This window comes from Leisingera sp. JC11 (assembly GCF_040704725.1).
Classification (GTDB): domain Bacteria; phylum Pseudomonadota; class Alphaproteobacteria; order Rhodobacterales; family Rhodobacteraceae; genus Leisingera.
The window spans coordinates 286,212-310,173 of sequence record NZ_JBFCVS010000001.1 but is presented as its reverse complement, the minus strand read 5'-3'; the positions used below and the strand labels follow the sequence as shown (position 1 = coordinate 310,173).

Sequence of the window (23,962 nt, the reverse complement as noted above, 5' to 3'; positions counted from 1 at the left end):
GCATAAGCAGGGGCATGTTTGCCTGGATCCCCGTTTCCATTGCCGCTGCCAGCTTTCAGACCGTGCGCTTCATGCTGCAGAAGGTCCTCAGCAGCGTGACGCTGTCGCCGGGCGGAGCCACCTTCGCCCGGTTTGTCTATTCCGCACCGTTCATCCTGGCCGGGCTGGCGGGTTATCTGGCGGTCTCGGGGCGGAGCCTGCCGGAACTGGGGGCGAAGTTCTGGATGTTTGCGGCCATCGGCGGCACGGCGCAGATCCTGGCAACGGTCTGCGTGGTGGCGCTGTTCAAGCAGCGCAATTTCGCGGTTGGGATCACCTTCAAGAAGACCGAAGTGATCCAGACCGCCATCGTCGGGCTGGCGGTGCTGGGCGATCCGGTCAGCCTTGGCGGCTGGGCGGCGATCCTGATCGGGCTGACGGCGGTGCTGGTGCTGTCCAAGACGCCGGACACGGCAGGCCCCTGGTGGCGGCATCTGACCAACCGCGCCTCGCAGCTGGGGCTGGGGTCGGGGGTGCTGTTTGCCTTCTCGGCGGTCAGCTACCGCGGTGCCTCCCTGCAGCTCAGCGAGTTGGAGCCCGCATTCCGCGCGGCGGTGACGCTGGCAGCGGTGGTGAGCCTGCAGACCCTGTTCATGCTGGTCTGGCTCGGCCTGCGCGACAAGGGCGAGATCGCCCGGGTCTGGGCCGCGCGCAAAGTGGCCGTCTGGGTGGGGCTCACCAGCATGGGCGGTTCTTTCTGCTGGTTCTGGGCCTTCACGCTGCAGAACGCGGCCTATGTGAAGGCGGTGGGGCAGGTGGAGCTGCTGTTGTCGCTGCTGGCCTCGGTGCTGTTCTTCAAGGAGAAAGTCACGGCGCGCGAGCTGGCAGGGATGGGCCTGCTGGTGGTGTCGATCCTGGTGCTGGTTCTGGCCCTTTGAGGCACGGCGCCTGCGGCAGGGCGGCCGGAATTCTGCGGCAATTCCGGCCCGGAAAACACGTGGTTGCCGGGGCGTTTCCCGCGCCGGGAAACGTTACCCGTCGGCGGGCATCGGATAGCCCTTGAGGCGCAGGAACAGGCTGGCCTCGTCGTTGTTGTGGAAATAGGGCACGCTTTGCGGCGGCTCGGCATCGCGGACGCGGGCGGTGACTTCGGCCAGCACCACCTCGGTGATGAAGGGGAGATCAAAGCTGCGCACCTGGCTGAGCGGGATCCATTGCAGATGCGACAGCTCATCTGCGGCGCGGGAGAAATCATCCAGATTGCCGGTGATCTGATCTGCATCCACCAGGAAGAAGCGCGCGTCAAAGCGGCGCGGGCGGCCCGGCGGGGTCAGGGCGCGGAACACGAACTGCATGGCGCGGGCGGAGGGGACATGGCCGGTGGCAGCAAAGCTCTGCCAGTCTTCGGGGACATCCCCTTGCCAATTGCCCGGCTCGCCCAGGATCAGACCGGTTTCCTCCCACAGCTCGCGCACCGCGGCGACGGCGAGGGCGTGGTGAAGGCCATCCGGAGCTTTGTCGGCGAGGCGGTCCTGGCAGACAGGGGAAATCGGCGAAGCCAGCGGAATGTCTGCATCCGCCAAATCCACTGCGCCGCCCGGGAAGACGAATTTATTCGGCATAAATGCCGCCTTGGAGCCGCGCTGGCCCATCAGAACCTGCGGGTCCGCCGACATCCGGCCGCGCATCGCGATCACCGTTGCCGCGTTGCGGATTGCGGTCTTGTCGGTGGTGGTCTCGCCGCTGAGATACGTCTCGCTCATCGTGTTACTGCCCTTGTCCTGCCGGGGTGGCCTTGCCGAAGCCGTGCATCCGCCGCGCCCATTGGTAGGCGATGACAATCCCCTTCATCCGCGGCAGAAGATAGAGGGAAGATGCCAGGCAGCCAATCGTGAAAACCGTGAACATCACCAAGGGCTCCGGCCGCCAGGAGAAATAGACCACATGCATCATGGGCGCCATGATGTGGCCGACGATCAGAATCGTCAGGTAAGCGGGCCCGTCATCGGCGCGGGCATGGGTCAGGTCGAGGCCGCAGTGGCTGCAGCTGCTGTTCACCTTGAGATAGGAATGCAGCAGCTTTCCTTCCCCGCATTCCGGGCATCTGCAGCGCCAGCCCTTGGCCAGGGCGGGCATGGTGGGGCGGTCGGGCTCGGTTCCGGGGGCCGTCGCGGCAGGGGACTCGGTCATGGCAAATTCCTGTGTGCTGGGCACATCTTTGCGCGCTTCAGAAGGGGGGGGAAGGGGAAAGCCCGGTTTCTGTGCCGGTTTGCCGCAACGTGCCGGGTGAAAAATTTATTTGGATTTCTGCGACGGAAGCGCGGGGGCGGCGCGTTTTTCCTGTGCATCGGGCAGCGAGAGGCTGCCGCAGGACAAAGGAAAGACGATATGAAACACGTCAAGTTCATCGCCGCGATCGTTGCCGCTGCTGCTGTGACCGCAGGCGGCGCCGCCTTGGCCCAGGGGTTCGGGCACCATGGGCCGCGGATGTCCTTTGAGGAAATCGACGCGGACGGCAATGGCGAGGTCACCAAGGCTGAGATTCAGGCAATGAAGGACGCGCATTTTGCAAAGGCGGATACCGATGGCGACGGCAAGCTGACGCTGGAGGAAATGCAGGCGCGGGCGCGGGAGCACGCCAATGAGCGGGCCGCCCGGATGCTGGAACGCTTTGACAAGGACGGCGATGGCGCGTTGAGTAAGGACGAGATGCCGCAGCCGCGCCGCGCGGGCAGGATGTTCGACCGCATGGATGCCGATGGCAGCGGCGGGATCTCGAAGCAGGAGTTTGAAGAGGCCCGGTCGCGGCACGGCGGCAAACGCTGGAACGGGGAAGAAACGGAGCAGAACTGATCGCTGAAGCGTGCTGCACAACGCGGAAATATTGCGGCGCCGGACCCCTGCTGCGGGTCCGGCGGCCATGAGCGCATCGGCGGAGAAGGCCTCCGACGATGCCTTGCTGGTGCTCTACGCGAATGGCGACGGGCGGGCCGCGGCGGAGCTGACCGCGCGGCTGGGGCCGCGGGTCTTTGGCGTTGCGATGCGGGTGATGGGGATCCGCGCCGAGGCCGAGGATGTGACCCAGGAGGCGATGCTTCGCCTGTGGAAAATGGCGCCGGACTGGCGGCCGGGGGAGGCGCAGGTCTCGACCTGGCTGTACCGGGTGGCGATGAACCTGTGCATCGACCGCAAGCGGCGCGCCCGCGGCGGGTATGTGGATCTGGACGCGGTGCCGGAACCGCCGGATCCGGGCCGCTCGGCGGCGGAGCAGATGCAGGAGGGGGCGCGGCAGGATGCGCTGCAGGCCGCCCTGATGCAATTGCCGGAACGGCAGCGGCAGGCGGTGGTGCTGCGGCATCTGGAGGAGCTTTCCAATCCGGAGATTGCCGGGATCATGGACATCAGCGTCGAGGCGGTGGAAAGTCTGACCGCCCGGGGCAAACGGGCGCTGGCCGCGGCACTGGCCGGGCGGCGCGAAGAGTTGGGGTATAGCGATGGCTGACACGGATAAAGCATTGCAGGAGCTGGAGGATCTGTTTGCCGCGGCACGCAGCGAGCGGCCCGCGGTGCCGGAGCATCTGAGCGCCGCCATCCTGGCGGACGCAGCGCGGGAGCAAGCGGGCTTTCGGGCGTCGCGGCCCGCGCGGGCGGCCCGGCAGCCGCTGTGGCGGCAGCTGATCGAGGCGGTCGGCGGCTGGCCCGCGATGGGCGGGCTGGCGGCGGCCAGCGCGGCGGGCCTGTGGATCGGGGTGGCGCCGCCCTCCTTTGTGCCGGATCCGGTGGCGCTGGCCGGCTATGAGGACAGCGGCAGCGCGTTTGCCGATGAGAGCTATGACATGGCGCTGATGCTGAGCGAGGACCTGCAATGACTGCGGAGGGAAAACCCGGAATGAAGCTGTGGCTGAAGCTGCTGCTGGCGGCTTCGCTGGCGCTGAACCTGGCGGTGATCGGCATCGCCGCCGGGGCGGCCTGGCGGTTCGGGGGCAAGGACAGGCACTGGCAGCGGCCGCCGTCGGTCGGGGCGATGATCTTCCGCGAGCTGGACCCCGGCACCCGCAAGGCGCTGCGGCAGGAAGCCGGCGGCGGCCATGGCAGCTTTGTGAGGCGCCGTCATGCAGAAGGCGAAGCAGTTGTTGCGGCGCTGCGCAGCGAGGCGTTTGATAGTGCGGCCCTGCTGGCACTGTTGCGGGCGCAGGCTGAGGCGCGCCATGAGTTCCACACCAAGGTGCAGGAGGCCTGGGTGCGCAAGCTGGAAGCGATGACGCCGGAGGAGCGGATGGAGTTTGCCGGCCGCATGGAAGAACGCATGCAGCGCCGCGGCAAGGGCAAGCGGCACGGCTGGCGCGAGGCGGAATAGGCCGGCAGAATCACTCGCGCGCCTTTGCTGTTTGCCGCGGGCCGCACGAGCATTGCGGCAGCGTTTCACCTATCAGGTGACTGTAGCGTCTTACGGTTGAAGGGCGCAGCGCCCTCAGATTGCAAATTGCCGGATCAAGTGCTGTGCAGCCTGTCCCCCGTTGCTTTGATGGATCTCCTGCAGAAGGATCAGCCTAGGGGCACGTGGCACACGTGCGCCCCGGGAACTGGCGAACCGGGTAGGATTAGTGGTGCCAGGCCCCGTTTAAGTCCCAAAGAAAAGGGGAAACGGTCCAGAATGGAAGGAATTGAAGAGGCAGCAGCGGATGTTCTGGCGATTGCAGAGCGTCAGGATCTTAAGCCGCAGGAGAAGATAATACGTCTGCTTGCCTGCGGGAACGAACTGTTCAAAACAGCGTCGGCCTTGGTGAGTAATGTTCGGGGCTGCAGGTATGTTGTCATGTACTGCGTGTCGGACGAGGTTGAAGTCGATCCCGGCACCGAATTCGGTTTGGGGGACACCTATTGTGTCCACACCCTGAACGCAGAGGCGCCTCTGGCGTTTCACAAGGCGGGCAGTTCTGAGATCGCCGGGCACCCCTGTTACGAAATGTTCCGGCTGGAAACTTACATCGGTGCGCCGATCAAAATCGGCGGCACGCCTTGGGGAACGGTCAACTTCACCGCCATTGAGGCCCGCGAACCGTTTGCGCCACCGGAACTGGAAATGATGGCGGCGCTGAGCGAGGCGGTTGGCAGGGAGCTGATTGCTGCCGGTCAGGCGGCCTGAGTGCACTCGGGCGTCAGGGTCACCTGATTGCGGCCGGCGTCCTTCGCATCATAGAGCGCCTGATCGGCCTTTTCGACCAGTGCGGCGGTGGTGCTGTCGTGGCCCGCACCGCCCATTACCGCACCGATGCTGATGGTCACCTTGACCGGTTCGGCGGCGCCGGGCAGCTGGAACGGGGTGCTGTTTATGGCGTTGCAGAGAGCAATCGCGGCGAGGCCGGCCTCGGCCTCGGTGGCGCCGGGCAGCACCGCCATGAACTCCTCGCCGCCGACCCGGGCCAGGAGGTCCGCCGGGCGCAGCACCGCCTGCATGCGGCGGGCGGCTTCAACCAGCACGGCGTCCCCGGCCGGGTGGCCGTAAACATCGTTGATCCGCTTGAAGTGGTCGAGATCGGCCAGCATGACGGCAAACTTCTCGCCGGTCTCAGAGGCGGAGTGCGCCACCCGGTCGAGGAAAGGCTTGGCGTAGCGGCGGTTGTACAGCCCGGTCATCGGGTCCAGAACCGCGGCGCGCAATCCGTTGCGGACGCTGTCGCGCAGCCGGTCGTTGCGGATCTTGTGCTGCAGCTGGGCGGTGAGGCGCAGGTTCAGTTCCTCCACGTCGAAGCCGGTTTGCAGCACATCGTGGGCACCGCGGTCCAGCGCTTCGGCGGCAATCATGGGATCCGCCGGGTTCGGCACAGCGATCACCACTGATTTGCGGGTGGCGGCGCGGGCGCGCAGGTCGGCCAGCAGCCGCAGGCCGGGGCCGGCCGAGGCCTCGTTCAGCTCGATGATGATGGCATCGGCGACCGGCGCCTGCATCAGCCCCTGGATGTCGCTGATGGCATGGGTGCGAAGCTCATAGGGCAGGCGGGCCGAGAGATGGTCGCGCCAGGCCATGGCGGTGCGCGGGTCCTCGGCCACCAGGGCGACGGTGGCATTGCGCAGATCCTCGGCGCAGGCGCGGTCGCAGAGCGGCAGGATGAACCCGTGCGAGGCGTCGCGCTGCAGGTTCAGCTCCTCGCTGGCGCTGCGGGCGCGCAGCAGGCTGCGGATGCGGGCCTGCAGGATCACGTCGTCCACCGGCTGCTGCAGCACATCGTCAATGCCTGCGGCCAGTGCCTGCAGCCGGGCCTTGTGGCCCTCCCAGTCGGAAACCGCGATCACCGGCAGGTCGGCCAGCGCCTCATCCGCTGCCAGCGCGCGTTTGACATCTGCGGCGCTGCCATCGGGCAGCGACATGGCGGTGAGCACAAGATCAGGGCTGCAGCTGCGCGCGGCCTGCAGCACCTCGGCCACGCTGCCGGCCTGGACCGCATCGTAATAGGCAGCCGCCAGCTGCACCTTCAGCATGATGCGGTTGGTGGAGACGCCGTCGATGACCAGGATGGTGCCTTGCACGCGGTATCCTTTCGCCCCTTGCAATTCCTATGCCTTCCAATTTTGCTGAGACTGGTTAAGAAACCCTTTCGGATTTTTACTAAATTGGCCGCAAAACGGCAGGAGTGTGGAGAACATGCGGATATCCGCTGATGCAGCTGAAACGCTGGCGCTCAAGGCTTTGGCCTGGCTGGCCGGAAATGATGAGCTTTTACCGGTGTTTCTGGGCGCCACCGGGGCCAGCGAGGCGGATTTGCGGGCGCAGGCGTCCGAACCGGCGTTTCTGGGGTCGGTGCTCGATTTCTTAACGATGGACGATGCCTGGGTGATGCAGTTCTGCGATTCCGAAGGGCTGGCTTATGAGCTGCCGATGCAGGCGCGGATGTCGCTTCCAGGCGGTGCGCAGGTGAACTGGACTTGAGAATGGTTGAGGCCGGCCCTAGGGTCCTGCCCGAATCCCGCGGAGAAAGGACCCGCCATGCCGGTAGACGCTTTCCTGTTCGACAAGGACGGAACCCTGTTCGACTTTGCCGCCACCTGGGATGGCTGGGCCGCCGATCTTCTGGACGCCCTTTCCAGGGGGGACCAGACGGCCAAAAAGGCAATGGCCGAGGCGATCAGCTATGACCTGGAGCGCGAGGCGTTCAATCCGGACAGCCTGGTGATTGCCAGTTCCAACGACGAAGTTGCTGAGGCCCTTGCCCCCTATGTTGCGCATATGAGTCTTGCAGAGCTGACGGACTACCTGGCGCAGAGCGCCTCGGACGCGGATTTGGCGCCGGCAGTGCCGCTGGCGGAATTTCTCGACGGCCTGCTGGCGCGCGGCAAGGTGCTGGGCGTGATGACCAACGACGCCGAGTTTTCCGCCAAGAGCCAATTGCAGCGGGCCGGTGTGCTGGACCGGTTCGCCTTTGTCGCGGGCTGCGACAGCGGTCATGGCGCCAAGCCGGACCCGGATCCGCTGCTGGCGTTCTGCAAGGCGGCGGGCGTTGAGCCTTCACGCACCGCAATGGTGGGCGACAGCCGCCACGACCTGGAGGCCGGCGCGGCCGCGGGGATGCAGCGGATCGGGGTTCTGACCGGCATGGCGCTGCGCGAGGAGCTGCTGCCGCACGCGGATACCGTGCTGCCGGACATCGGCCATATCCCCGGCTGGCTGGACCGCTGAGCCGCTGTTGCCCCGCGGCTGATTCCCGGCGGCGCACAACTTCCTGAAAGACTGCCGGCGTACTGGGCTTGTGCGGCGGCATTTCTATGTGTCAGACTAGTCACATGTGTACAGAAGTGGCCAGCCACGGCAGTTGATGGGGTGAAAACGACAGCCGAAGTCGTGAACGGACAGGTTCAGGACGGTGGGACTGGCACAGTTGGCAGCTAGCAGCACGTTGCAAATTCGAACTCAGGGAGGCCGGCATGGCAGAGACAGGCGCACGCAAACGGCGGGGCGGGGGCAGGGCTGGCGCGGCGGCCCGGCGCGGCAGCGAGGTGCTGGAGCAGATGCCCTGGCAGATTCCGGTCAACATCGACCGGCCGACCGAACCTTTGAGCGAGGAGGGCATTCAGGCGATCCACGAGGGTGCCATGCGGATCCTGGAGGAGATCGGCGTGGTGTTCCTGAACCCCGAAGCGCTGGAGATCTTCAAGCAGGCCGGCGTCAAGGTCGAGGGCGAGCTGGTCAGGATGGACCGCGACTTCGTGATGGAGATGGTGGGTAAAGCGTCGCGCGAGTTCTCGATCACCCCGCGCAACCCGGACCGGACCATTCCGCTGGGCGGTAATCACATCCTGTTCGGCAACGTGTCCTCGCCGCCGAATTACTGGGACATGGAACTCAACAGGAAGGTGGCAGGCAACCGGGAGCAGTGCCGAAACCTCTTGAAGCTGACCCAGTACTTCAACTGCATCCACTTTGCCGGCGGTTACCCGGTGGAGCCGGTGGACATCCATGCCTCGGTCCGCCACCTGGATGTGCTCTATGACAAGCTGACCATCACCGACAAGGCGATGCATGCCTACTCGCTGGGTAAGGAGCGGGTCGAGGATGTGATGGAGATGGTGCGGATTGCCGGCGGCCTGAGCCATGAGGAGTTCGAGGCCAAGCCGCGGATGTACACCAACATCAACTCCACCTCGCCGCTGAAGCACGACTTCCCGATGATCGACGGCTGCCTGCGGCTGGCCCGGCGCGGCCAGGCGATCGTGGTGTCGCCCTTCACCCTGGCGGGGGCAATGGCGCCGGTGACCATGGCGGGCGCAGTGGCGCAGTCGATTGCCGAAAGCCTGTGCGCGATTGCGCTGTTCCAGTACGTGCGTCCCGGCACGCCCTGCGTGATCGGCACCTTCACGTCGAACGTGGACATGAAATCGGGCGCGCCGGCCTTCGGCACGCCGGAATACATGCGCTCGACCCAGATGACCGGGCAGATGGCGCGGTTCTACGGGCTGCCGATGCGCTCCTCCGGGGTTTGCGCGGCCAACGTGCCGGACGGGCAGGCGGTCTGGGAGACATCGAACTCGCTGTGGGCGGCGGTGCAGTCGGGCACCAACATGGTCTACCACGCGGCCGGCTGGCTGGAGGGCGGGCTGATCGCCAGCCCCGAGAAGTTCATCATGGATTGCGAAATCCTGCAGCAGATCGAACGCTACATGCAGCCGCAGATCTCGGCCACCGGGCCGGAAGAGATTGCGCTGGATGCAATCAAGGAGGTCGGCAACGACGGCCACTTCTTCGGCATCCAGCACACCCAGGACCGCTATGCCTCGGCCTTCTACCAGCCGTTCCTGAGCGACTGGCGCAACTATGAGGCCTGGGAGGCGGCCGGCGCTACCTGGACCGCGGAGCGCGCGCATAAGATGTTCAAGGAGATCATCGGCAGTTTCGAGGAACCGCCGATGGATGCCGGGATCCGGGATGAACTGGCGGATTTTGTGGCCCGGAGAAAAGCGGAAGGCGGAGCGCCCACTGATTTCTGAGCCTTGGATCAGGCAGTAGAAGCGGAGGCAGCGCCTCCGCTTTTTTGCGTCCGCAGCCCGCTGGTAAGAAACCGCCGGCTTGCAGCCGCAGGCTTGTCACCGCGGGGCTGCGGGTTCAGTAGTGAGCAGTGGAACGTCATTTGGAGCCGGAGGCGGATGCTGTGAATCTGATCTGCCTGCGTCAGAAGTGATTGGCCAGCGCAGCGGTTGGCATATAATGGCCGGACGGTGTGCGGGGTAGCGGATGCTGAGGGTGCAGGTTTCGTGCTAGGGGAAGAAAAAGCGGAAAATTCGTGCGTTAATTGCCGGGTGCTCCTGCTTTGTTGGGTCTTTCTTAACCAGCAGGCGTCAAGACTGTGCCATGGGCAAAGAGGGGCCATTGCATGCACGGTCTGATCAACAGGGCGATTCAGGCTTTTGTGACGAGTACCTACGGGGCTGACCGCTGGGAAGAGGTCATGGAAGAGGCCGGACTCGGTTTTACCGAGTTCGAGGCAATGCTGTATTATAGCGAAGAGCAATCCGGCCTGATGCTGTCGGCGATGGAAAAAGTCCTGGCCCGCCCGCTGCCGGAAATGCTGGAGGACATGGGAACCTTCCTGGTGTCCAACCCGCAGGTGGAAGCGCTGCGGCGGCTGCTGCGGTTTGGCGGCGTGAACTATGTGGAATTCCTGCATTCGCTGGATGATCTGCCGGATCGTGCGCGGCTGGCAGTTTCGGATCTGCATCTGCCCGGGCTGGAACTGCTGGAGCAGGCACCCGACCAGTTCGAACTGATTTGCCAGCCGGGGCTGCCGGGGTACGCGCATGTTCTGATGGGGGTTCTGCGGGCTATGGCGGATGACTATGGCGATCTGGTGTTTCTGGATCACAGCGGCATCCATGGCGGCGCCGAGGTGATTTCCATCACCCTGGTGGAAACCAAATTCGCCGCCGGGCGGGAATTCGATCTGGGGGCGCATTCGTTATGATGACACTCCAGCAACTGACCGGAATGGCAGATGTGATCTGCCCGATGTTTGTGATCGTGGACAACAAGGGCCGGATTGTGTCCGCCGGGCCGACCCTGAAAAAGCTGCGTCCGCGGCTGCATTGGGAAGGGCGGCGGTTCTTCCGCATCTTCGATCTTTCGCGGCCGCGCTCGGTGCGTTCTGTGGAGGATCTGCTGGCAGCTGCCGGCAGCAAGCTTCACCTGCAATTCCGGGACACGCCGCAGACCGGGCTCAAAGGAGTGTGCACGCCGCTGCCGGACGGGCAGGGCGCGTTCGTCAACCTGTCCTTCGGGATTTCCGTGCTGGAGGCGGTGCGGGACTACGATCTGACCAGCGCGGATTTTTCCCCCACCGATCTGACCATCGAGATGCTGTATCTGGTGGAGGCGAAATCCGCAGCGATGGAGGCCTCGCGGCAGCTGAACCTGCGGCTGCAGGGGGCCAAGATCGCCGCGGAGGAACAGGCCTTTACCGACACGCTGACAGGCTTGAAGAACCGCCGGGCGATGGATCATGTGCTGACGCGGCTGATCAGCAGCGGCCGCGAGTTTGCGCTGATGCATCTGGACCTGGATTTCTTCAAACAGGTCAATGATACGCTGGGGCACGCGGCGGGCGACGCGGTGCTGCAGCAGGCCGCGCGCCTGATGGTGGAATGCACCCGCCAATCGGACACGGTTGCCCGGGTTGGCGGCGACGAATTTGTGATGATTCTCGAGGGCGTCCTGGACACAGGCAGGCTGGCGGCGATTGCGAAACGCCTCATCCAGCGGCTGGAGGAGCCGATCCCCTTTGGCGGTCAGACCTGCCGGATATCGGCCAGCGCCGGGACAACCCTGTCCACCTGGCAAAATGTGCCGGACGCCCAGGTGCTGCTGAATCAGGCGGACTTGGCCTTGTATGCCGCCAAACGTGCCGGCCGGGCGCAGCATTGCTTTTACCGGGAGGGCATGGACAAAGCAGGCGGCGCCGGTGAAGAGGCTGCGGTGCCGTCCCAGTCAGCCGCAGCGCGCGGCCCGGCCACCTGAGGCAGGGCTGCCGCACGCACTGGCGCCAGCTTCCTGAAGCGTGCCAGATGCGATCATTCTATGGCTTGAAAGTGATCAGAAGCTGTCCGCGCATCGCCATCGCGGTGTGCACTCGTCTTTTCATTTGTCCGGAAAAAGTGGCAGCCCGTAGGGGAATCGAACCCCTCTTTCCAGGTTGAAAACCTGGCGTCCTAACCGATAGACGAACGGGCCACTCTGTTTGTGAGGCGGTGTTTACTGATTGCGCCTGCTGGGCGCAAGAGGATTTTTGCGGAAATGTGAAGATTTTTTGCGTGCCGCCCTGCAGGACTAATTCGCTGAAAACAAACGCGAAAAGCCGCGCTATCAACGCGTCTAGACTGTCTGTGTCTGGCGGGGGAAGTGGCAGCCCGTAGGGGAATCGAACCCCTCTTTCCAGGTTGAAAACCTGGCGTCCTAACCGATAGACGAACGGGCCACTCTGTGCGTGAGCGGGTATTTAGTTATAAGCGCTGGAACCCGCAAGAGGAAAAATACGCATTCGCGCATTTTCTTATCCACAGGCTGCAAGTGCTTGAATTCTCACGCTTCGGCGGCGTCCTCCAGGCGCAACTGGGGGCTTTGGCGGCCGCCCCAGGTGTTGACTTCCAGCCGGCCGGCGAAATGGAAGCGGGCACCGCCATGCTCCAGCAGGCGGGGGCCCAAGGCGGTGTCAAAGGCGCCAAAGCTGATCGCATCGATGCCGCCGCCCATGCCGTCACTGAGGGAAAGCTTCAGATGGCTTTCGCCCACTTTCTTGGCAAAGCGCACCTGCAGGTCCGGCAGCGCATAGCGCGGGGCAGGGGCGCCGGCCCCGAAGGGGCCTGCCTGTTCTATCTGTTCGATCAGATCCACATTGGCAGCGCCGGGCATTAGGGCGCCGTCAAGCTTCAGGTCTGCCGGGCCGCCTTGGCCAGCGCCCTGTTTGGCCAGCAGTTCGGACAGCCGCTCCATGGCAGGTTCCAGCTTGTCCCGCATCACGGTAAGGCCCGCCGCCATCTTGTGGCCGCCGCCCTTGACCAGCAGGCCCTCAGCCGCAAGCCGCTGGATCGAGGCGCCGAGGTCGACGCCGGAGACAGAGCGCCCCGAGCCCTTGCCCACCTCCCCGTCAAAGCCGATCACGATGGCGGGCCGGTTGGCGGCCTCCTTGAGGCGGGAGGCGACGATACCCACCACGCCCGGGTGCCAGCCCCCGCCGGCGGCCCAGACAAGGGGGGCCTCCAGCCCGCGTTCTTCGGCCTGCTCCAGCGCCGCTGCGCGCACGGCGTTTTCAATGTCGCGGCGTTCCGTGTTCAACTCGTCCAGCCGTTCGGCCAGGGCGGCGGCCTCATGCGGGTTGTCGGTGGACAGCAGGCGGGCGCCGAGGTCGGCCTTGCCGATCCGCCCGCCGGCATTGACCCGCGGTCCCAGCAGGAAACCCAGGTGATAGGTGGAGGGCGCCGAATCCATGCGGGAGACATCGGAGAGGGCCACCAGCCCGGGACGGTTGCGGGCGCCCATTACCTTGAGCCCCTGGCGCACCAGAGCCCGGTTGGCGCCGATCAGCGGCGCCACGTCCGCCACGGTGGCCAGCGCCACCAGATCGAGAAGCGCCATCAGATCCGGACCCTTGGCGCCTGCCTCGCGCATTTGGCGGCCCGCTTCGACCAGCATCAGGAACACCACACCGGCCGCGCAGAAATAGCCGAGGTCGCCGCTTTCGTCCTGACGGTTGGGGTTCACTACCGCCACGCAGTCGGGCAGCGTTTCGCCGCCCAGGTGGTGGTCCAGCACAATCACGTCGGCGCCCTTAGCGGCTGCAATCGGCTCGTGACTCAAGGTGCCGCAGTCCACGCAGATGATCAGGTCGTGCGCTGCCGCCAGTTCCTGCATGGCGGGCACGTTCGGGCCATAGCCCTCGTCGATGCGGTCTGGGATGTAGAGCGTCGCCTGCAGCCCCATCTGCCGCAGCCAGACCAGCAGCAGCGCGGCAGAGCTGCCGCCATCGACGTCATAGTCGGCAAAGACCGCAATCCGCTGCTTGCGCCGGACCGCTTCCAGGAACCGGGTCGCGGCGGCTTCCATGTCCTTCATCTCGCGCGGGTCAGGCAGCAGCTCTTTCAGTTTGGGTTCAAGAAACCCCTTGGCCTCCATCGCGGGCACGCCGCGCCGGGCCAGCACCTGGCAGACAGAGCGGGGCAGGCCGGTCTGCTGCGCCATCATCTCGGACGCGCGGTCCACCTCAACCCCCGGACCGACCCAGCGGCGCCCGGTCAGGGATTGCTCAACTCCCAGAAAACTCATCATCTGCCCCCATGTGTAAAGGCCGGACCCAAATGGATCCGGCCCTTCTTCTTTGGTCAAATACTCCCGCCGGAGGCAGCGGCGCAAGCCGCTTCCCAGGCGCAGTGCCGGTTCACTTCTGGTGCGGTTCCAGCGGTGTGCGGTAGGACATGCGGCGCACAGAGCCGGTCTTGGAACGCATCAGCAGGGTGGTGGTCTCAACCCAGCCCGGGGTGCGCTTGATCGCGGGCAGCAGCGAGCCGCCGGTGACGCCGGTGGCGGCGAAGATCACGTCCTGGGTGACCATCTCGTCACGGGAATAGACGCGGTCCAGATCGGTGATGCCTGCCTTGGCGGCGCGGGACTTCTCGTCGTCGTTGCGGAACAGCAGACGGCCGAAGATCTGGCCGCCCATGCATTTCAGTGCCGCGGCAGCCAGCACGCCCTCAGGCGCGCCGCCCTGGCCCATATACATGTCGATGCCGGTCACATCGCTGTCGGCGCAATGCATGACGCCGGCCACGTCGCCGTCAGTGATCAGGCGGATCGCGGCGCCGGTTTCACGCACTTCGGCGATCATCGCTTCGTGGCGCGGGCGCTCCAGGATGCAGACGGTGATGTCGGACGGCGCGCAGCCCTTGGCCTTGGCCAGCGCCTCGACACGCTCGCGCGGGGACATGTCAAGAGAGACCACGTTTTCGGGGTAGCCCGGGCCAACCGCCAGCTTGTCCATATAGGTGTCCGGCGCGTGCAGCATGGAGCCGCGCGGGCCCATGGCGATCACGGTCAGCGCGTTCGGCATGTCCTTGGCGGTCAGGGTGGTGCCTTCCAGCGGGTCCAGCGCGATGTCAACGCCGGGGCCGTTGCCGGTGCCGACTTCCTCGCCGATGTACAGCATCGGGGCCTCGTCGCGCTCGCCTTCGCCGATCACCACCACGCCTGCGATATCCAGCAGGTTCAGCTGCTCGCGCATAGCGTTGACGGCGGCCTGGTCGGCGGCCTTCTCGTCGCCGCGGCCGATCAGCGAGGCAGAGGCCAGAGCGGCCTGCTCGGCAACGCGGGCAAGGCCCAGCGACAGCATACGGTCATGAAAGGGCGCGTCAGAGGTGTTCGATGTCATACCGGAAATCCTGTCTCAACGGGTCAGATGTGAATGGGCGTTCCAAGCCGAATAGCGCGGGGCGGGGCAGGCTCGCAAGGGGCGATAGGCGCTGCTGCGGCAGGAAATCCCTGCCGCGGCGCGTAAATAAGCTCAATTTTGCCCCTTTTGGCGCGGATCAGACCTCTTCGATGCGCAGGGCAACGGGGGTGCCGTCGACCACATCGGTGGCAGAGAGGCCCTCAAGCGCGGTGTCCAGGGTGGCACGGGTGCATTTATGCGTCACGAACAGCACTGGCGCCACCGGCGCCTTATGGCTGTACTGGCGCATCCGGTCGATCGACACGCCGGCCTCGCCCAGAATGGCCGCGACTTTGGCGAGCGCGCCGGGTTTGTCCAGCAGCCCCATGCGCAGGTAGAACGGCGCAGGCAGGCCGGTCTGGGCGGCAGGCACATCCTGCAGGGTGCTGGCGGGCTGGCCGAAGGTGGCAATGCGCAGGCCACGGGCGAGGTCAAGGATATCGCCCATCACCGCGCTGGCGGTGGGGCCTTCGCCGGCGCCGGGGCCGCGCAGCACGACCTGCTCAATCGAGTCGCCTTCGATCACCACCATGTTGGTGCCGCCTTCCAGCTGGCCCAGCGGCGAGTCGGCCGGCACCAGGCAGGGCGACATGCGCTGTTCCAGCCCGCGGGGCGAGCGCTGTGCCACGCCCAAGAGCTTGATGCGGTAGCCCATGTCGGCGGCGTCGCGGATATCTTCCAGCTGGATGCGCTGGATGCCTTCCAATTCCACTTTTTCAAAGGCCGGTTTGGTGCCGAAGGCGATTGAGGCCAGCAGCGCCAGCTTGTGGCCCGCGTCGATGCCGCCAACGTCAAGGTTCGGGTCGGCCTCCAGGTAGCCCAGGCGGCCGCATTCCTCGAACAGGGCGTTGTAGCCCTGGCCGGTGGCCTCCATCTGGGTCAGGATGTAGTTGCAGGTGCCGTTCATCACGCCCATGACGCGGGTAATTTCATTGCCGGCCAGGCCTTCGGTCAAGGATTTGATCACCGGGATGCCGCCGGCCACAGCGGCCTCGAAGCGGATCACCCGGCCTGCGGCCTCTGCCTGTTCCGCCAGTTCCTGACCGTGGATGGCCAGCAGCGCCTTGTTGGCGGTGACCACATCCTTGCCTGCGGCCAGCGCGGCCTCGGTCGCGGCCTTGGCAGCGCCGTTATGGCCTCCCATCAGCTCGACGAACACATCGACGTCATCGCGCACGGCCAGCGCCACCGGGTCGTTTTCCCAGGCGTAGTCCTTGAGCGACACGCCGCGGTTCTTGTTCGGATTCCGTGCTGAAACCGCGGAGATCACGACAGGGCGTCCGGTCCTCGCCTCCAGCAGCGCCGCGTGGCGGCGGACGATCTTCACCACGCCGATGCCGACGGTGCCCAAGCCTGCAATCCCTAGGCGTAGCGGTTCTGTCATGGCTGGAGGTCCTTTGTCCGAAACTTGTCCGCCCCGCCTTAGCGGGTTCGGCGCAAGCGTGCAACGCCGCTGCGGAACAAGGCAGAGAGATGCAGGCAGGAATGCCGCGAAGCGGTCAGAGTTCGGCGTTTTTGACAGCTTCAGCGCGCCGTTTCAGGCGGGCGCTGCGGGCATCAAGCTCATCCTGAAGCTCCTGGCTGGCCTGCTGCGGCGGGTCCAGCGGCTCCAGCGCGTCATCGAGCGGCAGCAGGCGGGGATAATCCGCGCCGCGCAGGTCAGGCGTCAGCCGGTCCTCCAGCTCAGGCACACGGGTGCAGGCAGCGGCTGCCGTCACCGTCAGAATAAGTGCGATCCGTGTGCAAATCTGCATTGCCCAATCCTCATGCTCTGCAGGTCCGGTTTTAGGGGCTCCGGCGGGCTGGCACAATTGATTTCCCGCAGCTTTCGGGGGATGGTCCGGCGGCAGTGTGCTGTCAGGTAAGCGAACCGGCGGCATTCGCTCTTTTTTCTGAACATCTGTTCAGTTATTGTCGGCCCATGGCACGTACCCAAGGTTCCCATTCCGATATCACCGGCCCCCGCATCCGCGAGGCGGCTTTGCGGCTGTTTGCTCAGCATGGCTATGCTGCTGTCTCAATGCGCCAGATCGCCAAGGAGGTCGGGGTGCAGGCCGGAGCGCTCTACAATTACACGCCGGACAAGCAGAGCTTGCTGTTCAGCCTGATGTCCAGCCACATGGAAGAGCTGCAGGCCGCCTGGGACGCGGTGCCGCGAGCGGAAAGCGCGCTGGAGCGGCTGCGCGCGTTCACCGGCTTTCACATCCGCTTTCACCTGGAGCGCCCGGATGCGGTGTTCATCGCCTATATGGAACTGCGCAACCTGACGGAGGAGAATTTCACCGTCATCGAATCGCTGCGCCGGGATTACGAGAACGGGGTGGAAGGGATCCTGAAGGAAGGTGTGGAGCAGGGTGAGTTTGCCATTCCCGACACCAAGATCGCGACACTGGCGGTGATTGCGATGCTGAACGGGGTCAACACCTGGTACCGCTCTGAAGGCCGGCTGTCGCTGGACGAGGTGGAGCGGGTCTATTGGGGCATGGTGGAAAAGGCGGTCAGCACATGAGCCTGCTGGAGCTGAAAACCAAGCGGCTTCAGGCGGCGCCGTGGCAGGATCTGACGGCAATGGAACTGGCGAAGCTGTTTGACCCGAAGGTGGTGCAGTGGCTGCCGGCCGGGTTTCAGACGGCGCAGGACCACAGCGCGCGGCAGGCCTTTCTGCAAGCGGTGTCGCAGCAGGCCGAAGCGGTGGCTCTGAGCAATACGTCAGGCGAGGGTATCGGGCTGATCATCCTGTCTTATCCTGAGGACGGCAGCAAAACCCGCAACCTTGGCTATCTGTTTGTCGAGGATGCCTGGGGGCAGGGCCTGGCCAGCGAGCTGATCAGCGGATTGCAGGCGCATTTCCGCGGCAGCGGCGTCACCCTATCCGGCGGGGTTATGCAAGAAAACGCGGCCTCGGCCCGGGTGCTGCAGAAAGCCGGTTTCACGCCGGAGCCTGCGGGGGCGGAAACCGTCTACAGCTGGTTTTCCGGCGGCTGAAGCCCGGGTCAGCTCAGCAGTCCAAGCATGTCGTAGTGATCGATCTGGCGGCTGAGCACCATCGGGTCCTCTTCGGGAAGCACATGCGGCTGCTCCCAGTCCTCGCCGGCAAAGGCCTGCAGCGCTTCGATGCTTTCCCAGACCATCACCACACAGAATGTGGCGGGAGATTCGGGCCGCGGCAGCCCGGCGGTCACTGATACAAGCCCAGGCTGGCGGCGCACATGCGGCACCGCGGTATCGGTCAGAAAATTCTTGAATTCCTGAATTTTGTCGTCGCGGACAGTGGCACGGAACACCCGGATGATCATCACTCCCCCCATCGGTTACTGGACAGGGGGAGTATAGCACATCAGTGGCGCCGATTGGCAGGCGATCCGGTTAGTGCGCGGGCTTGATAAACGTCCCGTTACGCAGGTCGCGGAAGGCTTGGTGCAGCTGCTCCTGCGTGTTCATCACGATCGGCCCGTGCCAGGCCACCGGCTCATTGATCGGCGCGCCGGCGATCAGCAGGAAGCGCACGCCTTGGGGGCCCGCCTGCACGGTGATCTCGTCGCCGGTGCCGAAACGGATCAGGGTGCGGTCGCCGGACAGATCGCGGATGTTGACCTCCTGGCCTGCGACCTCTTTCTCCAGCAGCACGCCTTGCGGGGCTGAGGCATCGGCAAACGCAGCCTCGCCCTCGAACACATAGGCAAAGGCGCGGCGGTAGGTGTCGATCGGCAGGGTCTTTTTGACGCCTGCAGGAACGTAAACGTCCAAGTACTGCGGATCGGCGGCAATGCCGTCCACCAGGCCGCGCTTGCCCCAGAAATCGCCGGCAATCACCTTCACCCGGGTGCCGTCGTCGTCGATGATCTCGGGGATGTCGGTGCCCTTGATGTCCTGATAGCGCGGCGCGGTCATCTTCTGGCTGGCGGGCAGGTTGCCCCACAGCTGGAAGCCGTGCATCTGGCCCTTGGCGTTGCCCGTGGGCATTTCCTGATGCAGAATGCCGGACCCGGCGGTCATCCACTGCACGTCGCCCGCCCCGAGGGTGCCAACGTTGCCCAGCGAGTCGCCATGTTCCACGGAACCGGCCAGCACATAGGTGATGGTCTCTATGCCGCGGTGCGGGTGCCAGGGGAAGCCGCGCAGGTAGTCCTCCGGGTTTTCATTGCGGAAGTCGTCGAACAGCAGGAACGGGTCCAGCTCCGACGGATCCTGGAAGCCGAAGGCGCGGTGCAGCTTGACGCCGGCGCCCTCGGTATGGGGCTGCGCGGCGCGGGTTTCGAGAATGGGTCTGAGGGACATCTCAATGCCTCCTGTAAACGTTGACTGCGGCTAAGATAGGTTGTGCGCTGCCACCCTGAAACCTGTCGTCGGACACGTCGGCTGTGCGCAGGTGAACAGACGCCCCCCGCAGCCCACAGGGCTGCCCGGCCCAACGGGACGCGGTGCCGCAGGTCCTTAGGACGGGCGGGAGCATTGCCGTTGCCGGGCGCAGTGCGTGCGGGGTAGCCTGAGCAGATGACACAAGCTCCCGATCCCCTGCTGCAGCTGCCGCCGGACCGCCTGCAGGGCGCGTTGCGGCTGATCTCCTACATGCTGGAGGACGGGCGCTCCGCCGCGGATCCGGATCAGGTGCTGGAGAAGATGTGCAGCCTGATCCGTGCGGTCGGGGTGCCGTTGCAGCGGGCCGCCTCCATTGTGCAGCTGCTGCATGCCGAGGCGGTGGCCAGCGCCCGCTTCTGGGAACACGGGAAGGGCACCCGCAGCGAGTTGTTTCCCTTCAACGAGGACAGCGGCGACGGCTATGCGCGCTCACCGGCGGCCGATGTGCACAGCACCGGCAAATGGGTGATCCTGTGGCTGCCGCACACGCCGGAAGACCGCTATGGCATCGTCCCGGACCTGAAGGCGGAGGGGTACACCCATTACATCATGGCGCCGGTGTTCATGGGGATCGGCACGGCAGGCATCTTCAGCTTTGCCACCCAGTCGCCGGAAGGGTTTTCTGACGAGGATATCCGTTTCCTGCGGGCGGTGTTTCCGGCACTGGCGGCCTGTCAGGAGGTGCTGTCCACCGCCCGCACCATGAAGGAAGTTCTGCGGATCTACGTCGGCGAGGAGCCGCAGCGGCGGATCCTGTCTGGCGACGTGCACCGGGGTGAGGTGATGCGGATCCGCTCCGCCATCCTGTTCGCAGATATGCGCCGCTTTACCGAGCTGACCGCAGGCATGAGCGCGGAACAGGCGACCGGCCTGCTCAATGCCTATTACGACTGCATCGTGCCGCCGGTGGAGGCCGCTGGCGGCGAGGTGCTGAAACTGATCGGCGATGGTGTTCTGGCGATCTTCCGCGCCGAAGAGGACGGGGCGCGGATCTGTGCCGAGGCGCTTGCCGCGGCGCGTGAAGGCCTGGCGCGGGTCGCTGCCCGTTCTGACCCGCCGCAATTCGAGGTTGGCACCGCACTTCACTTCGGCGAGGCGGCGTTTGGCAACGTGGGGTCGGGGATGCGGCTGGATTACACGGTGATCGGCCGGGACGTGAACCTGGCGGCACGTGTGGCGGAGCTGTGCGGCGCCAAGGATGAGCCGCTGCTGGTGTCGTCCGAGTTCCGGCAGCGGGCGGAACTTGAGGGGCGGTCGCTGGGAGAACAGCGGCTGAAGGGGCTGCAGGCACCGGAGGAGGTGTTTGCGGTTGCGCTGGAGTGAGCGCTGTCTGGGAATTCGAAAAAGGGCCGTGCCTGCCTGGGCGGGCGCAATCGCGCCTGCCGGGGGCAGGCAGGCGCGGCCCGTGCCGCAAGCGGCCCGGGCTATGTATTCAGGCTTCGTTCCACCACTCCGACGGTTTGCGCCGCTGCCCGTGTTTCCCTGCCAGCCGCAGCGCCAGCTTGCGCAGCGGGCCAAGTGCCAGCTTCAGCCACAGCCGGTTGCGCCGTTTGGAATAGTCGCGGTTGAACGGGCAGACCCGCATGCAAATGGCGCAGTCAGAGGCCATCTTGGCCCAGAAGGAGAAGCATTTCTCGGCATCCGAGGTCCATTTCCTGACCCCCTTGATCGCCGAGACATTGGCGGTTTCCGTTGAGGGCGGCCCGTAGGGCAGCGCCTTCACCGGGCAGGCGTCGGCGCATTTGGTGCAGATATCGCAGAACGCCTTCACCCCCAGCGGCTGCGGGGCGTCATGGGCCAGCGGCAGGCTGGTGAAGATCTTGGAAAACCTGAGGCGCGGCCCGAACTCCGGTGTGATCACCATCTGGTTGCGGGCGTATTCGCCCAGCCCCGCCTTGACCGCATAGGGGATCACCAGGCCGGTGTCGTTCATCGACGGCACCGCCTCGTAGCCCAGGTTGCGGATATAGGCGGCCAGCTGCATCACGATGGAGGCCTCGTGGCTGTACTCCCGCCCTGTCGCCGCCCCTGCCAGAGCGGAGGGGTAGGTGGCGACCAGTTCCTTGTCCATTTCATGCCCCAGCACGATCACGCTGGTCAGCCCCTCGGGCAGGTCATGCGGTGCTTCCGACATGTCGCGGGCATCGACGCGGGATGTGTAGAGCCAGCGCTCGTCCAGATCGGTGATGCCGCAAAGATCGGCGCCAAAGAAATTGGCGATGCGTTTGACCTCGGCGGACATTCTGGCGGAGTCGTCAATCTCCAGCCGGTCCTTGGCCACTGGCGTGTCAGGGCGGATGGCGGCCTGGAACCCCTCGCGGATGCCGTCATGCGCGCGGCGGGAGGAAACCACGTCGGAGATCAGCCAGGCCGCGTTGCGCAGGGCAAAATCGCGCTGGGTGAACCCGTCGCCGCGCCGGGGTGCGGCTTCCATCCGGTAGGAGGAAAAGAACTTGGCGGTATGCTTGGACTTTATCCGCTCATCCCAGAAGGCGCGGGTGAAGATGTCGTTGCGCTGCGGGAACCGCTCGAAATCATCGGTGACTTCGATCCCTGCGGCTGCATCGCCGTCACGCTGGGGCGGGGTGTTCTGGGGCCAGGGCATGGCCGGACGGTATCCGGCACCCGGCCGCCGGGCAAGATGTGCTGGGCCGCTTTCTTAACAGAACAAGGATACAACCCAGTCGCGCACCATGGCGGCCTCAGCGCTGTTGGGGGCCTCGCCGGCGGCGGGCATCAGATAGTGGCCCTGTCCCATGGGGATCTCGGCGTCCAGCACTGGCGCCAGCCGCCCCAGCGACAACGGCAGTTCGGCATAGCGGCGCATCAGCATGGCGACACCGGCGCCGGAGGCAGCCATTTCGATCGCCGCCAAGGAGGTGTCGACATAAAGCGGCGCGGTGCGGTCTCTGAGCGGCACGCCCTCCTGCTCAGACAGGCGCAGCCAATGGTCCTGATAGCCGTGAATGTGAATCAGAGTCTGGCTGAACAGGTGGTCCACAGAATACAGCTCTGCTGCCAGCTGCGGTTGGGCCACGGGAATGACGCTTTCGGTGGCCAGCAGATGCGCGCGGCGGTCGAACCAGCCTGACGGGCCAAGCCGCAGGTCGATATCCACGTCCTCGTCCTGGGTGCTGTCGGCCCATACTGCAGAGATCAGCCGGATGCGGATATGCGGGTGGGCGGCATGGAAGGCTCCCAGCCGCGGTGCCACCCACAGGACCGCAGTAGAGACCGGCGCCCGCAGGGTCACGGTCCGGGTCTGCGCATGCCCCAGCAAACCGCGGGTGGAATAGGCGATATCGGTCAGCGCCTGTGCCACCGAAGGGTAGTAGGCGTGGCCCAGCTGCGTCAGCTCCAGATGCCGCGACCGGCGCAGGAACAGGGTGATGCCAAAGCTCCTTTCCAGGCTGCGCACCTGATGGCTGACCGCGGCCTGGGTCAGCCCCAGCTCCTCGGCGGCGGCGGTGAAGCTTTGCAGGCGGGCGGCGGCCTCAAAGGCGCGCAGCCAGACGAGATTGGGGAGATCGGACATTAGCGTTGCAAAAAAAATAGGGGTCAGGCGGTGTTATTATTCGTTTTTGTTTTGACTGGGGTCAAGCTAGCCATTTCCCAAGCCATTACCCCGGGAGGAGAAACGGGACATGAAAACGGACATGAAAGTCGGCTTCATCGGCCTTGGCAACGTCGGCGGCAAGCTGGCGGGCAGCCTGGTGCGCAACGGTCTGGATGTGACCGTGCACGACCTGGACGCGGATCTGGTGCAGGCCTTTGTGGAACGCGGTGCCAAGGCGGGCGGCACCCCGGCGCAGATGATGCAGGATTGCGATGCGGTGATCACTTGCCTGCCGAGCCCGGCGGCGTCCGATGCGGTTGTCACCGAAATGCTGCCGCATGTGAAGCCCGGCAAAATCTGGATGGAGATGTCCACCACCGACGTGGAAGAGGTGAAACGCCTGGGCGCCCTGATCGTTGAACGCGGCGGCGAACCGGTGGACTGCCCGGTATCGGGCGGCTGCCACCGGGCGGGCACCGGCAACATCTCGATCTACGCAGGCTGCGAGCGCGCCACCTTCGACCGCATCCTGCCGATCCTGACCACCATGGGCCGCCGCATTCTGCATGTGGGGGAGATCGGCAATTCCTCGACCCTGAAGGTGATGACCAACTACCTGGCCAACATGAATCTGCTGGCGGTTATGGAAGCACTCACGGTGATGAAGGCCTGCGGCATGGATCTGGGCATGACGTTCGAGGCGATCTCGATGTCCTCTGGCACGTCCTTTGCGCATGAGACCGAAAGCCAGCTGATCCTGTCCGGCTCGCGCGATGTGAACTTCACCATGGATCTGGTGATGAAGGACATCGGCTTGTTCCAGACCCTGGCTGACCGCCACAACGTGCCGCTGGAGCTGTCGCCGCTGATGATCGAGATGATGAAGGACGGCCAGCGCCGCTATGGCGAGCGGGCGCAGTCCGACCGGATGATCGAGCGCCTGGAAGAGGCCACCGGCCTGTCGATCACCGCGCCGGGCTTCCCGCAGGAGCTGGTCGACGATGAACCGGAAGAGCCGGGATACGAGGTGGTCGTGCGCCGCGCTGCTGCGGAATAAGTTTTCCCGAACAGCATGGCTGCAGTCAGCCCCCGGTGCGCCGGGGGCTGT

26 protein-coding genes and 2 tRNA genes are annotated in these 23,962 nt (G+C 65.2%); 15 read left to right on the top strand and 13 right to left on the bottom strand.

Annotated features, from left to right (window positions below; genetic code table 11):
• Nucleotides 1-14 precede the first annotated feature (14 nt).
• Entirely contained in the window at nt 15-917 is a 903-nt protein-coding gene (locus AB1A62_RS01515; RefSeq protein ID WP_366659405.1) for an EamA family transporter, read from the top strand.
• A gap of 93 nt (nt 918-1,010) precedes the next feature.
• Here AB1A62_RS01515 and AB1A62_RS01510 read toward each other — a convergent pair whose 3' ends face one another.
• A complete protein-coding gene (locus tag AB1A62_RS01510; protein ID WP_366659404.1) occupies nt 1,011-1,742 on the bottom strand; it encodes an NUDIX hydrolase in 732 nt (243 codons plus the stop codon).
• 4 nt (nt 1,743-1,746) lie between these two features.
• Nucleotides 1,747-2,169, bottom strand: coding sequence for a DUF983 domain-containing protein (locus tag AB1A62_RS01505; protein ID WP_366659403.1), 423 nt, complete (start codon nt 2,167-2,169; stop codon nt 1,747-1,749).
• A gap of 198 nt (nt 2,170-2,367) precedes the next feature.
• Here AB1A62_RS01505 and AB1A62_RS01500 point away from each other — a divergent pair, with 198 nt between their 5' ends.
• From AB1A62_RS01500 to AB1A62_RS01480, 5 genes are all read left to right on the top strand, one after another.
• Entirely contained in the window at nt 2,368-2,832 is a 465-nt protein-coding gene (locus AB1A62_RS01500) for an EF-hand domain-containing protein (RefSeq protein WP_366659401.1), read from the top strand.
• 67 nt (nt 2,833-2,899) lie between these two features.
• On the top strand, nt 2,900-3,481 hold the full coding sequence (locus AB1A62_RS01495; protein WP_366659399.1) for an RNA polymerase sigma factor: 582 nt from the start codon (nt 2,900-2,902) through the stop codon (nt 3,479-3,481).
• Nucleotides 3,474-3,848 (top strand): hypothetical protein, encoded by a 375-nt coding sequence (locus AB1A62_RS01490; protein ID WP_366659398.1) that lies wholly within the window; start codon nt 3,474-3,476, stop codon nt 3,846-3,848. The genes AB1A62_RS01495 and AB1A62_RS01490 overlap by 8 nt, the downstream gene beginning before the upstream one ends.
• Before the next feature lie 20 nt (nt 3,849-3,868).
• Entirely contained in the window at nt 3,869-4,336 is a 468-nt protein-coding gene (locus tag AB1A62_RS01485; RefSeq protein WP_366659396.1) for a periplasmic heavy metal sensor, read from the top strand.
• Nucleotides 4,337-4,633: 297 nt separating this feature from the next.
• Nucleotides 4,634-5,125, top strand: a complete 492-nt coding sequence (locus AB1A62_RS01480) for a GAF domain-containing protein (protein ID WP_366659395.1) — start codon at nt 4,634-4,636, stop codon at nt 5,123-5,125.
• On the opposite strand, the gene AB1A62_RS01475 is transcribed toward AB1A62_RS01480, so the two are convergent.
• Complete coding sequence (locus AB1A62_RS01475) at nt 5,113-6,507, bottom strand: diguanylate cyclase (protein WP_366659394.1); 1,395 nt, start codon at nt 6,505-6,507, stop codon at nt 5,113-5,115. The two genes, AB1A62_RS01480 and AB1A62_RS01475, sit on opposite strands and share 13 nt — an antisense overlap.
• Before the next feature lie 115 nt (nt 6,508-6,622).
• On the opposite strand from AB1A62_RS01475, the gene AB1A62_RS01470 reads away from it, so the two are divergent.
• The 5 genes from AB1A62_RS01470 (at nt 6,623) to AB1A62_RS01450 (ending at nt 11,479) form a co-directional block, all read left to right on the top strand.
• Nucleotides 6,623-6,907, top strand: a complete 285-nt coding sequence (locus AB1A62_RS01470; protein ID WP_366659392.1) for a DUF3572 domain-containing protein — start codon at nt 6,623-6,625, stop codon at nt 6,905-6,907.
• A 57-nt stretch (nt 6,908-6,964) separates the two neighbouring features.
• Entirely contained in the window at nt 6,965-7,654 is a 690-nt protein-coding gene (locus AB1A62_RS01465) for an HAD family hydrolase (protein ID WP_366659391.1), read from the top strand.
• Between the two features lie 245 nt (nt 7,655-7,899).
• The gene (locus AB1A62_RS01460) at nt 7,900-9,459 is read left to right on the top strand and encodes a trimethylamine methyltransferase family protein (RefSeq protein WP_366659389.1); all 1,560 of its coding nucleotides are present in this window, start codon (nt 7,900-7,902) and stop codon (nt 9,457-9,459) included.
• 383 nt (nt 9,460-9,842) lie between these two features.
• The gene (locus AB1A62_RS01455; RefSeq protein WP_366659387.1) at nt 9,843-10,430 is read left to right on the top strand and encodes a heme NO-binding domain-containing protein; all 588 of its coding nucleotides are present in this window, start codon (nt 9,843-9,845) and stop codon (nt 10,428-10,430) included.
• A complete protein-coding gene (locus AB1A62_RS01450; protein ID WP_366659386.1) occupies nt 10,427-11,479 on the top strand; it encodes a GGDEF domain-containing protein in 1,053 nt (350 codons plus the stop codon). The genes AB1A62_RS01455 and AB1A62_RS01450 overlap by 4 nt, the downstream gene beginning before the upstream one ends.
• A gap of 138 nt (nt 11,480-11,617) precedes the next feature.
• Here the strand turns inward: AB1A62_RS01450 and AB1A62_RS01445 are convergent.
• From AB1A62_RS01445 to AB1A62_RS01420, 6 genes are all read right to left on the bottom strand, one after another.
• Nucleotides 11,618-11,692, bottom strand: a tRNA-Glu gene (locus tag AB1A62_RS01445).
• A 169-nt stretch (nt 11,693-11,861) separates the two neighbouring features.
• Nucleotides 11,862-11,936, bottom strand: a tRNA-Glu gene (locus AB1A62_RS01440).
• A 104-nt stretch (nt 11,937-12,040) separates the two neighbouring features.
• Nucleotides 12,041-13,780, bottom strand: a complete 1,740-nt coding sequence (recJ, locus tag AB1A62_RS01435) for a single-stranded-DNA-specific exonuclease RecJ (RefSeq protein ID WP_366659473.1) — start codon at nt 13,778-13,780, stop codon at nt 12,041-12,043.
• 112 nt (nt 13,781-13,892) lie between these two features.
• Nucleotides 13,893-14,879, bottom strand: a complete 987-nt coding sequence (gene glpX / locus AB1A62_RS01430; RefSeq protein ID WP_366659384.1) for a class II fructose-bisphosphatase — start codon at nt 14,877-14,879, stop codon at nt 13,893-13,895.
• A gap of 157 nt (nt 14,880-15,036) precedes the next feature.
• Nucleotides 15,037-16,323 carry a homoserine dehydrogenase gene (locus AB1A62_RS01425; RefSeq protein WP_366659382.1) on the bottom strand — a complete coding sequence of 429 codons (1,287 nt, stop codon included), beginning with the start codon at nt 16,321-16,323 and terminating at the stop codon, nt 15,037-15,039.
• A gap of 115 nt (nt 16,324-16,438) precedes the next feature.
• Nucleotides 16,439-16,693, bottom strand: coding sequence for a hypothetical protein (locus AB1A62_RS01420; protein ID WP_366659381.1), 255 nt, complete (start codon nt 16,691-16,693; stop codon nt 16,439-16,441).
• Nucleotides 16,694-16,860: 167 nt separating this feature from the next.
• Between AB1A62_RS01420 and AB1A62_RS01415 the strand changes: the two genes are divergently transcribed.
• Together AB1A62_RS01415 and AB1A62_RS01410 are read left to right on the top strand one after the other, a co-directional pair.
• Nucleotides 16,861-17,448, top strand: a complete 588-nt coding sequence (locus AB1A62_RS01415; protein WP_366659379.1) for a TetR/AcrR family transcriptional regulator — start codon at nt 16,861-16,863, stop codon at nt 17,446-17,448.
• Nucleotides 17,445-17,924 carry a GNAT family N-acetyltransferase gene (locus AB1A62_RS01410; RefSeq protein WP_366659378.1) on the top strand — a complete coding sequence of 160 codons (480 nt, stop codon included), beginning with the start codon at nt 17,445-17,447 and terminating at the stop codon, nt 17,922-17,924. The genes AB1A62_RS01415 and AB1A62_RS01410 overlap by 4 nt, the downstream gene beginning before the upstream one ends.
• Before the next feature lie 8 nt (nt 17,925-17,932).
• On the opposite strand, the gene AB1A62_RS01405 is transcribed toward AB1A62_RS01410, so the two are convergent.
• Both AB1A62_RS01405 and AB1A62_RS01400 read right to left on the bottom strand, forming a co-directional pair.
• Nucleotides 17,933-18,235: an antibiotic biosynthesis monooxygenase gene (locus AB1A62_RS01405; RefSeq protein ID WP_366659376.1), complete on the bottom strand. Its 303-nt coding sequence runs from the start codon at nt 18,233-18,235 to the stop codon at nt 17,933-17,935.
• Between the two features lie 70 nt (nt 18,236-18,305).
• The gene (locus AB1A62_RS01400) at nt 18,306-19,217 is read right to left on the bottom strand and encodes a pirin family protein (protein ID WP_366659375.1); all 912 of its coding nucleotides are present in this window, start codon (nt 19,215-19,217) and stop codon (nt 18,306-18,308) included.
• 216 nt (nt 19,218-19,433) lie between these two features.
• Between AB1A62_RS01400 and AB1A62_RS01395 the strand changes: the two genes are divergently transcribed.
• Nucleotides 19,434-20,621, top strand: coding sequence for an adenylate/guanylate cyclase domain-containing protein (locus AB1A62_RS01395; RefSeq protein ID WP_366659374.1), 1,188 nt, complete (start codon nt 19,434-19,436; stop codon nt 20,619-20,621).
• A 109-nt stretch (nt 20,622-20,730) separates the two neighbouring features.
• Here the strand turns inward: AB1A62_RS01395 and AB1A62_RS01390 are convergent, their stop codons facing one another.
• Nucleotides 20,731-21,903, bottom strand: a complete 1,173-nt coding sequence (locus tag AB1A62_RS01390; protein ID WP_366659373.1) for a reductive dehalogenase domain-containing protein — start codon at nt 21,901-21,903, stop codon at nt 20,731-20,733.
• Nucleotides 21,904-21,957: 54 nt separating this feature from the next.
• Nucleotides 21,958-22,833 carry a LysR family transcriptional regulator gene (locus AB1A62_RS01385; protein ID WP_366659371.1) on the bottom strand — a complete coding sequence of 292 codons (876 nt, stop codon included), beginning with the start codon at nt 22,831-22,833 and terminating at the stop codon, nt 21,958-21,960.
• A 121-nt stretch (nt 22,834-22,954) separates the two neighbouring features.
• Between AB1A62_RS01385 and AB1A62_RS01380 the strand changes: the two genes are divergently transcribed.
• The gene (locus tag AB1A62_RS01380) at nt 22,955-23,911 is read left to right on the top strand and encodes an NAD(P)-dependent oxidoreductase (protein ID WP_366659471.1); all 957 of its coding nucleotides are present in this window, start codon (nt 22,955-22,957) and stop codon (nt 23,909-23,911) included.
• Nucleotides 23,912-23,962 lie beyond the last annotated feature (51 nt).

What these genes read in the sequence shown, in the direction of transcription:
- AB1A62_RS01515 (WP_366659405.1), top strand. Translation starts at nt 15, where the DNA reads ATGTTTGCCTGGATCCCCGTTTCCATTGCCGCTGCCAGCTTTCAGACC.
- AB1A62_RS01510 (WP_366659404.1), bottom strand. Translation starts at nt 1,742, where the DNA reads ATGAGCGAGACGTATCTCAGCGGCGAGACCACCACCGACAAGACCGCA.
- AB1A62_RS01505 (WP_366659403.1), bottom strand. Translation starts at nt 2,169, where the DNA reads ATGACCGAGTCCCCTGCCGCGACGGCCCCCGGAACCGAGCCCGACCGC.
- AB1A62_RS01500 (WP_366659401.1), top strand. Translation starts at nt 2,368, where the DNA reads ATGAAACACGTCAAGTTCATCGCCGCGATCGTTGCCGCTGCTGCTGTG.
- AB1A62_RS01495 (WP_366659399.1), top strand. Translation starts at nt 2,900, where the DNA reads ATGAGCGCATCGGCGGAGAAGGCCTCCGACGATGCCTTGCTGGTGCTC.
- AB1A62_RS01490 (WP_366659398.1), top strand. Translation starts at nt 3,474, where the DNA reads ATGGCTGACACGGATAAAGCATTGCAGGAGCTGGAGGATCTGTTTGCC.
- AB1A62_RS01485 (WP_366659396.1), top strand. Translation starts at nt 3,869, where the DNA reads ATGAAGCTGTGGCTGAAGCTGCTGCTGGCGGCTTCGCTGGCGCTGAAC.
- AB1A62_RS01480 (WP_366659395.1), top strand. Translation starts at nt 4,634, where the DNA reads ATGGAAGGAATTGAAGAGGCAGCAGCGGATGTTCTGGCGATTGCAGAG.
- AB1A62_RS01470 (WP_366659392.1), top strand. Translation starts at nt 6,623, where the DNA reads ATGCGGATATCCGCTGATGCAGCTGAAACGCTGGCGCTCAAGGCTTTG.
- AB1A62_RS01465 (WP_366659391.1), top strand. Translation starts at nt 6,965, where the DNA reads ATGCCGGTAGACGCTTTCCTGTTCGACAAGGACGGAACCCTGTTCGAC.
- AB1A62_RS01460 (WP_366659389.1), top strand. Translation starts at nt 7,900, where the DNA reads ATGGCAGAGACAGGCGCACGCAAACGGCGGGGCGGGGGCAGGGCTGGC.
- AB1A62_RS01455 (WP_366659387.1), top strand. Translation starts at nt 9,843, where the DNA reads ATGCACGGTCTGATCAACAGGGCGATTCAGGCTTTTGTGACGAGTACC.
- AB1A62_RS01450 (WP_366659386.1), top strand. Translation starts at nt 10,427, where the DNA reads ATGATGACACTCCAGCAACTGACCGGAATGGCAGATGTGATCTGCCCG.
- recJ (WP_366659473.1), bottom strand. Translation starts at nt 13,780, where the DNA reads ATGAGTTTTCTGGGAGTTGAGCAATCCCTGACCGGGCGCCGCTGGGTC.
- glpX (WP_366659384.1), bottom strand. Translation starts at nt 14,879, where the DNA reads ATGACATCGAACACCTCTGACGCGCCCTTTCATGACCGTATGCTGTCG.
- AB1A62_RS01425 (WP_366659382.1), bottom strand. Translation starts at nt 16,323, where the DNA reads ATGACAGAACCGCTACGCCTAGGGATTGCAGGCTTGGGCACCGTCGGC.
- AB1A62_RS01420 (WP_366659381.1), bottom strand. Translation starts at nt 16,693, where the DNA reads ATGCAGATTTGCACACGGATCGCACTTATTCTGACGGTGACGGCAGCC.
- AB1A62_RS01415 (WP_366659379.1), top strand. Translation starts at nt 16,861, where the DNA reads ATGGCACGTACCCAAGGTTCCCATTCCGATATCACCGGCCCCCGCATC.
- AB1A62_RS01410 (WP_366659378.1), top strand. Translation starts at nt 17,445, where the DNA reads ATGAGCCTGCTGGAGCTGAAAACCAAGCGGCTTCAGGCGGCGCCGTGG.
- AB1A62_RS01405 (WP_366659376.1), bottom strand. Translation starts at nt 18,235, where the DNA reads ATGATCATCCGGGTGTTCCGTGCCACTGTCCGCGACGACAAAATTCAG.
- AB1A62_RS01400 (WP_366659375.1), bottom strand. Translation starts at nt 19,217, where the DNA reads ATGTCCCTCAGACCCATTCTCGAAACCCGCGCCGCGCAGCCCCATACC.
- AB1A62_RS01395 (WP_366659374.1), top strand. Translation starts at nt 19,434, where the DNA reads ATGACACAAGCTCCCGATCCCCTGCTGCAGCTGCCGCCGGACCGCCTG.
- AB1A62_RS01390 (WP_366659373.1), bottom strand. Translation starts at nt 21,903, where the DNA reads ATGCCCTGGCCCCAGAACACCCCGCCCCAGCGTGACGGCGATGCAGCC.
- AB1A62_RS01385 (WP_366659371.1), bottom strand. Translation starts at nt 22,833, where the DNA reads ATGTCCGATCTCCCCAATCTCGTCTGGCTGCGCGCCTTTGAGGCCGCC.
- AB1A62_RS01380 (WP_366659471.1), top strand. Translation starts at nt 22,955, where the DNA reads ATGAAAGTCGGCTTCATCGGCCTTGGCAACGTCGGCGGCAAGCTGGCG.